We start from the raw sequence: 14,084 nt of genomic DNA, 5'->3' as shown, positions 1-14,084 counted from the left end.
CTGGGATGAATTCCTGCGTCCATAATCAGGGTGGTACCGCGAGTCAACTCTCGTCCCTGTTTTTGGGATGGGGGTTTTTTGTGTGCTCAAAATTACATAATTTTTTAAAAGGAGGATATATATATGAAGTATTTAACTGGTGCTCAAATCCGCCAAATGTATTTAGATTTTTTTAGTGAAAAAGGCCATAACATCGAACCAAGTGCGTCACTGGTCCCTCATGAAGATCCATCATTGCTATGGATCAATTCCGGGGTGGCGACGTTAAAGAAATATTTTGATGGACGGGTGATTCCTGAAAATCCAAGGATTACGAATGCTCAAAAGGCGATCCGTACAAACGATATTGAAAACGTGGGGAAAACGGCACGTCATCATACGTTTTTCGAAATGCTCGGTAATTTCTCCATTGGTGAATATTTCAAAGAAGAAGCCATCACATGGGCATGGGAATTTTTGACCGATGAAAAATGGATTGGGTTCGACAAAGATAAATTGGCTGTGACGATCCATCCTGAAGATGATGAAGCGTTCGAACTTTGGAATAAGAAAATCGGTGTTCCTGCTGAAAGGATCATTCGCCTGGAAGAAAATTTCTGGGATATCGGCGAAGGTCCAAGCGGCCCGAATACGGAGATTTTCTATGACCGCGGACCAGCGTATGGCGATGATCCGAATGATCCGGAACTATATCCAGGCGGGGAAAATGAACGTCATCTGGAAGTATGGAATCTTGTGTTTTCTCAATTCAACCATAATCCGGACGGTTCTTACACACCGCTTCCAAAGAAAAATATCGATACAGGGATGGGCCTTGAACGTATGGCTTCCGTCGTTCAAGATGTGGCGACGAACTATGATACGGATTTATTCATGCCAATCATCCGCGCAGTCGAAGAGATATCCGATGTGAAATATGGTGTTGATTCAGAAAAAGATGTTGCATTCAAGGTCATTGCCGACCATATTCGTACGGTAGCCTTTGCAGTAGGTGACGGGGCTCTTCCATCAAACGAAGGCCGCGGTTATGTATTGCGCCGTTTACTCCGCAGAGCGGTTCGATATGCTAAGCAAATCAACATCAATCGACCATTCATGTTCGAGCTTGTGACGGTCGTCGGTGAAATCATGAAAGACTTCTATCCTGAAGTCCTTAAGAATAAGGAGTTCATTGCAAAAGTAATCAAAAATGAAGAGGAACGTTTCCATGAAACGCTAAATGATGGACTGTCCATCCTTTCTGAAGTCATTAAAAAGGAAAAGGAAAAAGGCAATACGACCATTCCAGGCAGCGATGCATTCCGTTTATATGACACATATGGTTTCCCGATTGAGTTAACGGAAGAATATGCAGAGGAAGAAGGCATGACGGTCGATCAAGCTGGATTTGAAAAAGAGATGGATGCACAGCGTGAACGTGCCCGTTCAGCGCGTCAAGATGTTGATTCCATGCAAATCCAAGGCGGGGTATTGGGCGATATTAAAGTTGAAAGTGAATTTGTCGGATATGATCAAGTTGCTGTCGAAGCCAAAGTTGCAGCCATCATACAAAATGGCGAGCTTGTAACGGAGGCACAAGAAGGTAAGGAAGTTCAAGTGATACTGGACAGGACTCCTTTCTACGCGGAAAGCGGCGGACAAATAGCCGATATAGGAACGATGGCCAGTGAATCGGTGAAGGTAGATGTCCTTGATGTCCAAAAAGCTCCTAATGGCCAGAATCTGCACCGTGTAACAGTTACTGCAGGCACGTTAACAGCAGATTCCAATATCGTTGCTTCGGTAAATCAAGAAAATCGCATCCACATCACGAAAAACCATACAGCGACGCATCTTCTGCATCAGGCGTTGAAAGATGTGCTTGGTACACATGTCAACCAGGCTGGTTCACTCGTACAGGCTGAGCGCCTTCGCTTCGATTTCTCTCATTTTGGCCAGATAACGGCGGAAGAGATTGAAAGAATCGAAACGATTGTAAATGAAAAGATTTGGCAAAGCTTACAAGTGAATACGGATTATAAGAACATCGAAGAAGCGAAGGCTATGGGCGCAATGGCCTTGTTCGGCGAAAAATACGGCAAGATTGTACGTGTCGTTCAAATAGGCGATTACAGTCTTGAGCTTTGCGGCGGTGTCCACGTCCCGAATACAGCGGTGATCGGCTTGTTCAAAATCGTTTCCGAAAGCGGCATCGGTGCAGGGACTCGCCGTATAGAAGCGGTAACGGGTGCCGGGGCGTACAAATTGATGACTGATCAAATCGGTGTCTTGAAAGACGCGGCTGCTAAATTGAAAACGAACCTGAAAGACGTACCTTCAAGAATTGAAACGGTACTGGCTGAAGTGAAGGATCTTCATCGCGAGAATGAAAGCCTTACTGCAAAATTAAGTAATATTGAAGCAAGCAGCCTTGTTTCTAACGTAAAAGACGTAAATGGGGTTCAAGTATTGGTGGCAAAGGTTCAAGCTACCGACATGAATAATCTGCGTGCCATGGCGGATGATTTGAAACAAAAGCTCGATTCTGTCATTATCGTATTAGGTTCGGCTCAAGGCGATAAAGTCAATTTGATTGCCGGGGTGACCAAGGATTACATCGACCGCGGTTTCCATGCTGGTAAATTGGTCAAAGAAGTTGCTTCCCGTTGCGGCGGTGGCGGTGGCGGACGTCCAGATATGGCCCAAGCAGGCGGAAAAGACCCTGAAAAATTGGATGCAGCACTTAATTTTGTTGAAGAATGGGTCTTATCGATTTCATAATCAATGGAAAGTGTTGTACAATGTAGGTAATAGTGGATTCTGGACGCTGAGGAGAGGTGCATGTTAATGAGTTCCTTTGATAAAACGATGAAATTTAATTTTCCCGAAGAACCATTCGAAAGAGATGTACAAGAAGTATTGTCTCAAGTTTATGTTGCACTTCAGGAAAAAGGTTATAACCCGATAAACCAGATTGTCGGTTATCTATTATCTGGTGACCCGGCCTACATCCCGCGCCATATGGATGCTCGAAACATTATTCGTAAGCTTGAACGCGATGAAATCATCGAAGAATTGGTTAAGTCGTATCTTAAGAACCATCGAGAGGAATACTAATGCGCACAATGGGACTTGATTTAGGTTCAAAAACCATCGGCGTTGCCCTGAGCGACGCGATGGGTTGGACTGCACAAGGATTGGAAACGATCAAAATTAACGAAGCTGGAAATGACTTCGGCTTTAAACGCCTCAATGAAATTATAAAAGAGCATGATGTTTCTAAAATTGTCCTCGGTTTACCTAAAAACATGAATGGGACTGTTGGACCGCGAGGCGAGATCAGCCAAGATTTCGCCAAACGATTAGAAAATAAATTCAAGCTGCCGGTGTTTCTCTGGGATGAACGGTTGACAACTATGGCGGCTGAACGTGTCCTTCTTGAGGCGGACGTGAGCCGAAGCAAACGCAAGAAAGTCATTGATAAAATGGCAGCTGTCATGATTCTGCAAGGATTCTTGGACAGACAAACAAATTCAATATGAGGTGAATACAAATGGAACACGGCGAAAACAACATTACAGTAGTAGATGAAAACGGAAACGAGCAGCTTTGCGAAATCCTTTTCACATTCGACTCAGATAAATTCAACAAATCTTATGTACTTTACTATCCAATGTCTGCAGAAGATGAAGAGGAAGAAATTGAAATCCACGCTTCATCATTCGTACCGAGCGAAGATAATAAAGATGGCGAACTTACACCGATCGAAACAGAAGAAGAGTGGGATCTTGTCGAAGAAATGTTAAATACATTCCTTGACCAAGAAGAAGCGGAAGAAGAATAAGATCAGAAAAAAAACGGCCCCTATTAGGTCGGTTTTTTTTTTGAAAAGAGGCTCAATCTGAAATTTTAAAACAAAGTTGATTGGAGCGGGTGAGCGAGACTCCTGCGGGGAAAGTGGGTGCCTGGAAAGGAAATCAACGTTCAAATTATACAAACCCATAAAAAAACTGTAGACATAATGGCCGGTTTTTCATTTATGTACCAGTAACCCCTTATCTTTTCTTTACGAATAAAAGCATAAAAGTAGCGAACGGGCCCAAAAATAATGATAGCAAGAACCAATTCAGTGCCGTTCTATTTTTACCTTGAGCAAGTCCGGCGTTTATGAGTGCCAATGTCCCCCAACCTACAAAATAAGAATGATCCAACTCCTCCACACCTTTCTTCATCTTAAATTAATAATACCATTCCTACATGAATATTCCTGTCATTGCCTGAAATGCCTAACACATGAAGGAAACAAATTTTTAAGTTGAGTAAATAATTAACTAGGGGAGACCCCGCAGGCGTAAGCCGAGGAGGCTCCCGGACCGCCCGCGGAAAGCGAGTGCCTGGAGTGGAAATCAACATACCCTCAAAAAAAATGTAGACAAAGATATCACTATTTTCCTATTAAATAATACCTGTATATTGACAAAACCAGTGCATTTTTGCCATAAATAGAGTATTGATGAATGTAGTTTTGCAAAAAACATGTAATTATTTGTTGATTTTAGTATAATGTTCGAAGCAAAGATTAATTAGAGAAAGCATCATCTAGAAACCATTCTGTAGTTGGTGTGAGTTTGCAGGGGGAATGAACATGGATGAAAAAGATAAAAATTTATCTAAAAAGGAACATATCCGAATGAAATTGTTAGAACAGCAAGGAGAAGCCAAGCTGGTTGGTAAAATCATCATGATTACGATAGCTTCGCTTATTTTACTAATTGGAATAGTTGGTCTTGTGGGCTTTTTATATATCAACTCAGCCATGAAACCAGTCGATCCGGATGATGACACCATCAAGAAAGTGAAAATCCCAATCGGTTCTTCCGTTAACGGAATTTCCACATTGCTTGAAGAGCAGGGAATAATCAAGGACGCACGCGTATTCAAATATTATATTAAATTCCGCAATGAATCCGGTTTTCAGGCAGGGGAGTATAAATTATCACCTTCCATGCCGATTGAAGATATCGTCACAAGCATCAAAACCGGAAAACTCATGAAGGAAGCTGCAATGAAGATAACGATTCCTGAAGGAAAGCAGCTTACTCAAATTGCCGATATCATCGCAGTGAAAACGGGGGAAGATCCGAAAAAGGTCTTTAAGAAATTGAATGATAAGAAGTTCGTTAACTCCATGCAAGAGAAGTTTCCGCAGCTCTTGACCTCGGAAATTGAAAATGAAAAGGTTTTATATCCGCTTGAAGGGTACCTTTTCCCAGCTACGTATGACTTTTACGAGGAAAAGCCGACCCTGGAATCGATCGTCATCGAGATGCTGAAGAAAACCGAAGAGACATTGCAGGCTTACGAGAGCCAAATGAACAAGAACGATTATTCCGTACACGAGATGCTGACCTTCGCTTCGCTTGTCGAAGAAGAAGCGACGGCACAGGTCGATCGCGGAAAAATAGCGTCCGTCTTTTACAATCGTATTGAAGAAGATATGCCGCTTCAAACGGATCCGACCGTTTTGTATGCGAAGGGTTCACATAAGAGCAGGGTGTATTACAAAGATCTTGAGGTGAAATCCCCTTATAATACGTATAAGAACAAGGGGCTGCCGCCAGGGCCGATTGCAAATGCCGGAACGACATCGATCGATGCGGTACTGAAACCTGAGAAAACGGATTACCTGTACTTTTTGGCAACACCTGAAGGGGAAGTCCTTTACTCCAAGACCTTGGATGACCACAATAACAAAAAGGCAGAGCATATTTCCAATAAATAAATAAAAAAATGCAATGAGACTGAGGGGGGAGAGATATTACTTTCCCCTTGTTTTTATGATAGAATAGTACAAGTGAATTTTTGATCCGATTCTTATCGGTGACGTAACTCGGCGAATGCCGGGTTTTATTTTGAAAGATAAGGAAATGTAGATCGTCAAGCATACTTGTTTCAGCTCCTTGTGAAGAAATTGTTCAATCAATTTTTTCATGTTACTGACCAAGCGCTTTTGTTTTCCTTATAAATGGAGGAAACGTTTTGAACGGAAAAATAGAACAATATCTTCATTCCTTAATTCCGGAGCGTACGGGTTTGCTTAAGGAGTTGGAAGATTTTGCGATGGAAAATAATGTGCCGATCATGGAGCCTGAAGGAATTGAGGTGCTGCTTCAGATTTTAAGGCTTCATCAGCCAAAGGTGATATTGGAAGTAGGTTCGGCAATTGGCTATTCGGCCATAAGGATGGCTGAGACCCTTCCGGAAGCTCGAATCGTCACACTTGAGCGGAATGAAGCCCGTATTGAGCAGGCAAGGGCTAACTTCAAGAAAGCGGGGCTGTCGGAAAGGATCACCCTCATTGAAGGGGATGCCCTTGAAGCGGGACCGAAAGTGATGGAACATGGCCCGTTTGATATCATCTTCGTTGATGCAGCTAAAGGGCAGTACAAGCGATTCTTTGAACTGTTTGAACCATTCCTTGCTGGTGCTGGCATTATCATTACTGACAATGTTTTATTCAAAGGCTTGGTTGCCGAAAACATTGAAGAAATGGAAATGACGAGAAGAAAGCGAGCTCTTATCAAAAAAATCAGGGACTTTAACATCTGGTTACATGACCATCCCAATTTCGATACCGTAATTTTGCCGATTGGTGATGGTGTGGCCATTAGTAAACATAGAGGTGACAAAAATGAAAAAGCCTGAATTACTCGTGACTCCGACAAGTGTCGATCATATAACAGAACTCATCGAGGCTGGCGCTGACGCCTTCGTGATTGGCGAACAACGTTATGCGCTAAGGCTGGCAGGGGAGTTCAATCGTGAAGATGTAGAGAAGGCAATTGAGCTTGCACATGCTGCGGGCAAGAAAGTGTACGTATCCATGAACGCCATTTTTCATAATGAAAAAGTGGACGAGCTTGAAGGGTATGTTACATTCCTTAAGCAGGCTGGTGCCGACCGGATCATTTTCGGTGATCCCGCAGTCTTGATGGCTGTCCGTGCCGTCGCACCTGATATGCCCCTGCACTGGAATACAGAGATGACGGTAACGAACTGGTACACATGTAATTACTGGGGAAAACGCGGTGCTGTCCGTGCCGTTGCTGCCCGTGAGATAAGTCTGGACGAGATAGTGGAAATGAAGGAAAATGCCGAAGTGGAGATTGAAGTGCAAGTGCATGGCATGACATGCATGTTCCAATCAAAGCGTACGCTCCTAGGTAATTACTTTGAATACCAAGGCAAGGCGTTGGAAGTGGAAAATCGGAAGGAACATAGAAATATGTTCTTGCATGATAAAGAACGTGAAAATAAATACCCGATTTATGAAGATGAAAATGGTACACATATCATGAGTCCGAATGATATGTGCATGATTGATGAACTTCAGGAATTGATTGAAGCGGAAATTGATTCACTGAAAATCGAAGGGTTATTACAAACACCGGAATATGTCATTGAAATGACAAAGTTATATCGGGAAGCGATTGACGTATGTGCTGAAGACCCTGACCGCTATGATGATATCAAATCGGAACTTTTTGAAAAAGTCAAAGCGGTTCAGCCGGATAACCGTGAGTTGGATACCGGGTTCTTCTTTAAAGAATCGGTTTATTAAAGAAAAGGGTAAGAGAAAGAGGAGGAATAGCCTTGAATGCTATTGCTGATAAAATTTCCAAGATCGTTGATGGAAAGAGAGTCATTGTAAAAAAACCGGAATTGCTGGCTCCGGCCGGCAACCTGGAAAAATTAAAAATTGCCGTCCATTACGGCGCGGATGCCGTGTTCATTGGCGGTCAGGAATATGGTCTTCGTTCGAATGCCGGCAACTTCACGTTTGAGGAAATGAAGGAAGGCGTCGAATTCGCTAGTAAGTATGGTGCCAAAGTATATGTAACCACGAATATCTTCGCACATAATGAAAATATCGATGGACTGGATGAATACCTGGAAGGTCTTCAGGAGGCTGGGGTTCATGGTATCATCGTCGCCGATCCATTAATCATCGAAACTTGTAAAAGGGTCGCTCCGAACGTCGAGATCCATTTAAGCACACAGCAATCGCTATCGAACTGGAAGGCTGTTCAGTATTGGAAAGAGGAAGGCTTGGAGCGTGTTGTTTTGGCACGTGAGACGAGTGCTGATGAAATCCGTGAAATGAAGGAGAAGGTCGATATCGAAATCGAGGCTTTCGTTCATGGGGCCATGTGCATTGCCTATTCTGGGCGCTGCACCCTTTCGAACCATATGACGGCGCGTGATTCGAACCGCGGCGGCTGCTGCCAGTCTTGCCGTTGGGATTATGATTTATATGAGTTGGGTCAAGACGGGGAAAAGGCTTTATTCGATAAAGAAGATGCTCCATTCGCAATGAGTCCAAAGGACTTGAAGCTGATTGAATCACTGCCGGGCATGATTGAAATTGGAATAGACAGCTTGAAAGTCGAAGGAAGAATGAAGTCCATTCACTATATCGCAACGGTTGTCAGCGTCTATCGTAAAGTGATTGATGCGTATTGTGCCGATCCGGACAATTTCAAGATTAAACAAGAATGGCTGGAAGAGCTTGATAAGTGTGCGAACCGTGAGACGGCATCATCGTTCATGGAAGGGGAAATTCCTGGGTATAAACAGCAAATGTTCGGGAATCATACCGTAAAGACTCGCTTCGACTTCGCAGGATTGGTGCTTGATTACGACGAAGAAACTAAAATCGTTACCATGCAGCAACGCAACTTCTTCAAGCCTGGGGATGAAGTGGAGTTTTTTGGACCGGAAATCGAAAACTTCACTCAAAAAATCGGTACGATCTGGGATGAGTCAGGTAAGGAGCTGGAGGCAGCCCGCCATCCGCTTCAAATTGTCCGCATTCAAGTAGATAATAGAGTTTATGTGAACAATATGATGCGGAAGGAGAATTGACATGACAAGAAAGAAACCAGTGGTCATCGGAGTTACCGGAGGGTCGGGATCAGGTAAAACAAGTGTTACCCGTTCCATTTTTGAATTCTTTCAAGGACATTCCATCTTGATGATCGAACAAGATTATTACTATAAAGATCAAAGTCATTTGCCTTTTGAAGAGCGCTTGAAAACGAACTATGATCATCCGCTTGCATTTGATAATGATTTGCTAATCGATCACATTAACGCATTGCTGCGCTATGAAACGATAGAAAAACCCGTTTATGATTATTCGATCCATACGCGTTCGGAAGAAGTCATCACAGTTGAGCCCCAGGATGTCATCATCCTTGAAGGGATTCTTGTACTGGAGGATGAGCGCCTCAGAGACCTGATGGATATGAAGCTATATGTTGATACGGATGCAGACCTGCGGATCCTTCGCCGGATGACCCGTGATATTAAAGAACGCGGCCGTTCCATAGATTCCGTCATCGAACAATACATCAGTGTCGTCCGTCCGATGCATAATCAGTTCATAGAACCGACGAAGCGTTATGCCGACATCATCATTCCAGAAGGCGGTCAGAACCATGTGGCGATTGACCTTATGGTGACAAAAATTCAAACAATCCTTGAACAAAAGTCTTTTTTGTAATAACATAGCATAAATAATGATAGGTGCCATTTTCCTCCGTTTATTAAAATAATCCCATTTATTTATTGGGAAAGACTGGACAAATGTTGGAAAACGCAATACTCTATTCTTGATACAGAACGAACCGGCTGCTCACCGCAGTCGGTTTATATACTAAGGAACGGATTGTTTCTTAGTATCGAAGCGCGACTTTTTAGTCGCGCAATTATATATTTTGACTCGATTTAGGGTTAAGCACTATATAGTACATAAACTTGTCACAGCGAATGCTTGCTGTAAAGAATTTGAAGGAGTGAAGGGTTTTGGCAATTGAAAAAGAATATCCAATGACTAATGAAGGTAAGTTAAAGCTTGAACAGGAACTGGAACAATTAAAAACGGTTAAACGTAAAGAAGTGGTGGAAAGAATCAAAATCGCCCGCAGTTTTGGGGACCTTTCCGAGAACTCAGAGTACGATTCCGCAAAAGAAGAGCAGGCTTTCGTTGAAGGACGTATTACAACAATCGAAAACATGATCCGTAATGCAAAAATCATTGAAGGCAATGATTCGGATACAGATACAGTTTCACTTGGAAAATCGGTAACATTCGTGGAACTTCCAAATGGTGACGAAGAAACATATTCCATCGTAGGAAGCGTTGAAGCTGACCCATTCGAAGGGAAAATCTCCAATGATTCCCCGATCGCGAAAAGCCTGATAGGGAAAAGGGTCGGCGACAAGGTATCAATCATGACTCCTGGCGGCGAAATGAGTGTCAAGATTGTTTCCATCGACTAAATAAAATGCAAAAGAGGGTGTCCTTGGGGGCATCCTCTTTTTTAGCGGAAAAGTGCCGCGTTAAATTTGTTCATAATTGTTTAAAAATTCGCACCTCGTCAACAATGGTTACCGAGGTGTATTTTATGAAAAAGAAACGAATGAGGTTGCTGGCTCTTTTTTTGACCACTTTTATGCTGATGCTCATAGGCAGGCTTGCCTACATCCAACTTGTATCGACAGAATCTTTTTCAAAACATGATGTGAACCTGTTAGAAGCAAGCGTGAATCAGCGTTCACAGATATTAAAGATTGATGATGGACGCGGAAAGTTTTATGACAGAAATGGAGAACCGCTTGCACATGAAGAAATCCCGACGCTCGTCCTATTTCCATTTTTAAAGAAAATGACATGGCCCATAGATGAAGTGGCCTCGATAATAGGGAAATCGGAAGCGGAGTTAAAACGTGCGATAGAAGAAGCGGATGAACCTTTCGTATTTGGCGGTGATGAACCGATAGAGTTGACGTCCAGCCAATCGAAGGCAATCAATGAATTGAAGATTCCCGGGGTCTTTGCCGTGAATGAGAAATTATATCATGATCAAACGCCTGCAGCGCAATTGATCGGGACGACTAACATATCAGATGCGGAAAAGAAAAAACGTTATCCGGACATGAATTTATCTCCTGAAACGAAAATAGGCAATACAGGACTGCAAAGGACCTTCGATGAGTTCTTGCTTTCCACTGGGGAATCGAAGCTCGTTTTTCACGTGGACGCCAGCGGAGGACCAATGTTCGGTGTCGATGTTAAATATGTGGAACCTGCAAATCCGCTTTACCCGGTGAAGGTCATGACGACGATCGATAAAGAAATTCAGGAGAAAGCGGAGAAGCTCGTCGATGAACGCGGAATAAAAAAAGGCGGCCTCGTACTGATCGATATCGAAAAAAGTGAAATCGTTGCCATGGTATCACGTCCGGCGCTTAATATAAAAGATCCGAATGGCGAAGGGGCCGTCAATATGATGCTGACTCAAAAAACGCCGGGATCCGTCTTTAAAACGGTCACGGCAGCAGCGGCCATCGATTATGAAGCCGCTAGTCCCACCCGGACATTTAATTGTAATTTGACGATAGACGGCAAAACGGATAAACAAAGGGAACTGGGCGTACTTAATTTTGAAAATAGCTTTGCCCAAAGCTGCAATAGGACGTTTGCCGAATTGTCACAGGAAATAGCAGAGAAGGATCCGGACTTTTTGGACAAATATGCAAAAATGTTAGGGCTGGTTGGTGAAACGGGCTGGCAAGGGGACGTATATCACACTGAAGTCACTCAGTTGCATCATGAACAAACAGGGAAGGTCTGGCATGATGACGATTTAAAAAAAGATCCCAAAATGATTGCCAAAACGGCAATTGGCCAGCAGGATGTCCAAACGACACCGCTCGCGATCGCGAATATGATGGCAACGATTGCCCGCGGCGGCAAGAAGGAACAGGTCAAAGCCGTTTCAAAGGTCGAATTTAACAATAGTACGACCGTTGTCGATTTTCCCAATCAAAGTATTGGCGGCGCGACACTTTCTCCATATACAACGATGAAGATGCAGCATCTTCTTAGGAAGGTCGTGACGGAAGAGAAAGGGACGGGCGCTTCCTTGAGAGATTTGCCTGTGGAGGTCGCCGGCAAGTCTGGAACAGCTCAGACCAATATCGAAAAAGGGGAGCTCAATAAATGGTTTGCAGGCTACTTCCCATATAAAGATCCCCAATATGCTCTTGTTACCGTAAGTTTTGAAACGAAGGAAAACAGTTCCAGCATGACGCCTCTTTTTTCAGATATTGTAAAAGTCCTGTACTCCAAGGACCAGGACAAGAGCGAGAATTGACGAAAAGTGTAGGAAACCCTTCCCTTCTATCTCTGGCTAAATCATGTTAAAATGAGGCAGTAAGAAATGGTAAGGGAGGAATGGACCTTGGGCTCACGTTTCAATCAGAGAGATCAAAAAAGAAAAGTAAATAAAATATATAATATTGCAATCACCATCGTTTCCATTTTAATCGTCATTGTCGCAGTCTCGATTTTCTTAAGTGATGATGGCACCGAATCAAAAAAAGCCACGACTGAACCAAAGCAAGTCGCCGAGACAGAAAAGGGGAAAGTAGTGGACAAACCTTCTGGCAAAGAGGAAGAAACGGATTCAGAGAAGGAAGACGCAGTAGGTGATAATGAAGCAACAGAAGAAGATGCCGAAAAAGAAGATAGTAAAGCAACAGAGGAAGATGCAGAAGAGAAGGCTGAAGATGATGCAGATCCAGAAAAAGCAGGAGATGCCGAACTTGTGGAAGTGGAAGGCAGCGGCGATGGCAATGTTGCGGCTACATATACAAGTGAGGGCTGGAAACCAGTAGGAACGGAGCAATCCGGGGAGCACACTACTAGCTTTGAAAAGGGCTCGGTCGATTGGAATGAAATGAGTAAGGCGATAGCAAGTGGAGCTGGAATCGATGAAGGCAACATGAAGCTATGGTGGCTGCAAAACGGCGGTTCGCCCACCACAGCAATCGGTACCGTTTCTGAAGGGGATAATCCTAAAACCTTCCGGGTTTATATTGAATGGGTGGACGGATCAGGTTGGAAACCTGTAAAAGTCGAAGAGCTGAAGACAAACGATAAAAGGTAATGGTCATAAATGTATAAACGAAAAACCCCCGAAAGGAATTCCGCTTTTCGGGGGTTTTTCATGGTAATCATTTTTTTGCTTTAAAGTGGACGACTGCACTATAAAAACGTCTGCCCTCTTCACTTACATGCATTTGGTGTGACACGGATTCCACCTGAAGCATGATCGCTTTATTGATTTCAATTTGTGATTGAATTTTTTCTTCAAGATTCTTAATGCTTTCTGCCTCGAAAAATTCTATTTTATCTTCGAATAAGTTTAAGTCGAGTTGAAAACTCATGACTGTTCCCCTCCAACATTCAGATACTGTTAGTTTAACACCATTTTGGCAGAATCTGAACCTAATGAATTTGCCTAAAAACAAGAACTGTTTCTCTGTTCATTTCATACTATACTTATAGGTTTTATTATCTTATTACAAAAGGTGATTAAAAATGGGCAGAGAATTTATAGATTTATTTGAAGAATGGTCGAAATCGTATGATGATACCGTTGGTGGACACGATATTGAGTATCAAGAGGTTTTTAAACATTATGATGGCATATTGGACAGCGTCACCGATCGGGCTTTTGGTCATGTGCTGGAGTTTGGAGTAGGTACCGGGAATTTGACGGAAAGGCTTTTGAAGAAAGGCCTAAAGGTATCGGGAATAGAACCTTCACCTGCGATGAGGGAAATAGCGGTAAGCAAGCTGAGCGGAGCAACGGAAATTGTAGATGGCGATTTTATTGATTTTCCGAAGCCGGAACAGGTTGATTCGATCGTGAGTACGTACGCGTTTCATCATTTAACCGATGAAGAAAAAGAAAAAGCGATAGTCAACTATGGAAAGTTACTGAATACTGGTGGTAAAATAGTGTTTGCGGATACGATGTATCAATCAAAGGAAGCGCATGAACGAGCGATTCAAGATGCAAAGCAGGCAGGCTTTCATAATTTGGCGAACGATTTGCAAACGGAATATTATACTACGATTCCTTTTTTGGAAAAAGTGCTTGAAGATAATGGATATAAAGTGAACTTCGAGCGTTGCAATCAATTTGTCTGGATTATGGAGGCGGAAAAATTATAGGAAGAGGTTTTTACTA

14 protein-coding genes are annotated in these 14,084 nt (G+C 43.0%); 13 read left to right on the top strand and 1 reads right to left on the bottom strand.

What is annotated here, in order from left to right:
• Positions 1-123: 123 nt before the first annotated feature.
• The 12 genes from alaS to ACIQYG_RS01100 all read left to right on the top strand — a co-directional run bounded on the left by alaS (position 124) and on the right by ACIQYG_RS01100 (position 12,995).
• On the top strand, positions 124-2,760 hold the full coding sequence (alaS, locus tag ACIQYG_RS01155) for an alanine--tRNA ligase (RefSeq protein ID WP_402835122.1): 2,637 nt from the start codon (positions 124-126) through the stop codon (positions 2,758-2,760).
• A 66-nt stretch (positions 2,761-2,826) separates the two neighbouring features.
• A complete protein-coding gene (locus ACIQYG_RS01150; RefSeq protein WP_034311358.1) occupies positions 2,827-3,096 on the top strand; it encodes an IreB family regulatory phosphoprotein in 270 nt (89 codons plus the stop codon).
• A complete protein-coding gene (ruvX, locus tag ACIQYG_RS01145; protein ID WP_034308633.1) occupies positions 3,096-3,521 on the top strand; it encodes a Holliday junction resolvase RuvX in 426 nt (141 codons plus the stop codon). The genes ACIQYG_RS01150 and ruvX overlap by 1 nt, the downstream gene beginning before the upstream one ends.
• 11 nt (positions 3,522-3,532) lie before the next feature.
• Positions 3,533-3,823, top strand: a complete 291-nt coding sequence (locus tag ACIQYG_RS01140) for a DUF1292 domain-containing protein (protein ID WP_034308630.1) — start codon at positions 3,533-3,535, stop codon at positions 3,821-3,823.
• Positions 3,824-4,624: 801 nt separating this feature from the next.
• Positions 4,625-5,761 (top strand): endolytic transglycosylase MltG, encoded by a 1,137-nt coding sequence (gene mltG, locus ACIQYG_RS01135; RefSeq protein ID WP_402835121.1) that lies wholly within the window; start codon positions 4,625-4,627, stop codon positions 5,759-5,761.
• 257 nt (positions 5,762-6,018) lie between these two features.
• A complete protein-coding gene (locus tag ACIQYG_RS01130; protein ID WP_402835120.1) occupies positions 6,019-6,684 on the top strand; it encodes an O-methyltransferase in 666 nt (221 codons plus the stop codon).
• The gene (locus ACIQYG_RS01125; protein ID WP_402835119.1) at positions 6,671-7,600 is read left to right on the top strand and encodes a peptidase U32 family protein; all 930 of its coding nucleotides are present in this window, start codon (positions 6,671-6,673) and stop codon (positions 7,598-7,600) included. The genes ACIQYG_RS01130 and ACIQYG_RS01125 overlap by 14 nt, the downstream gene beginning before the upstream one ends.
• 32 nt (positions 7,601-7,632) lie before the next feature.
• Positions 7,633-8,904, top strand: coding sequence for a peptidase U32 family protein (locus tag ACIQYG_RS01120; RefSeq protein ID WP_402835118.1), 1,272 nt, complete (start codon positions 7,633-7,635; stop codon positions 8,902-8,904).
• A 1-nt stretch (position 8,905) separates the two neighbouring features.
• Positions 8,906-9,544, top strand: coding sequence for a uridine kinase (gene udk / locus ACIQYG_RS01115; protein ID WP_034308619.1), 639 nt, complete (start codon positions 8,906-8,908; stop codon positions 9,542-9,544).
• Between the two features lie 302 nt (positions 9,545-9,846).
• Positions 9,847-10,323: a transcription elongation factor GreA gene (greA, locus tag ACIQYG_RS01110; protein ID WP_402835117.1), complete on the top strand. Its 477-nt coding sequence runs from the start codon at positions 9,847-9,849 to the stop codon at positions 10,321-10,323.
• A gap of 125 nt (positions 10,324-10,448) precedes the next feature.
• Entirely contained in the window at positions 10,449-12,200 is a 1,752-nt protein-coding gene (locus ACIQYG_RS01105) for a peptidoglycan D,D-transpeptidase FtsI family protein (protein WP_402835116.1), read from the top strand.
• A gap of 87 nt (positions 12,201-12,287) precedes the next feature.
• Entirely contained in the window at positions 12,288-12,995 is a 708-nt protein-coding gene (locus ACIQYG_RS01100) for a YrrS family protein (RefSeq protein WP_402835115.1), read from the top strand.
• 67 nt (positions 12,996-13,062) lie between these two features.
• Here the strand turns inward: ACIQYG_RS01100 and ACIQYG_RS01095 are convergent, their stop codons facing one another.
• A complete protein-coding gene (locus ACIQYG_RS01095; protein WP_402835113.1) occupies positions 13,063-13,275 on the bottom strand; it encodes a DUF2536 family protein in 213 nt (70 codons plus the stop codon).
• 154 nt (positions 13,276-13,429) lie between these two features.
• On the opposite strand from ACIQYG_RS01095, the gene ACIQYG_RS01090 reads away from it, so the two are divergent.
• Positions 13,430-14,068, top strand: coding sequence for a class I SAM-dependent DNA methyltransferase (locus ACIQYG_RS01090; protein WP_402835112.1), 639 nt, complete (start codon positions 13,430-13,432; stop codon positions 14,066-14,068).
• Positions 14,069-14,084: the final 16 nt, after the last annotated feature.

This window comes from Peribacillus sp. NPDC096622, assembly GCF_044762665.1.
GTDB lineage: Bacteria > Bacillota > Bacilli > Bacillales > DSM-1321 > Peribacillus > Peribacillus frigoritolerans_B.
Note: the sequence above shows the minus strand (reverse complement) of the source record. Positions and strands in the feature narration are given on the sequence as shown.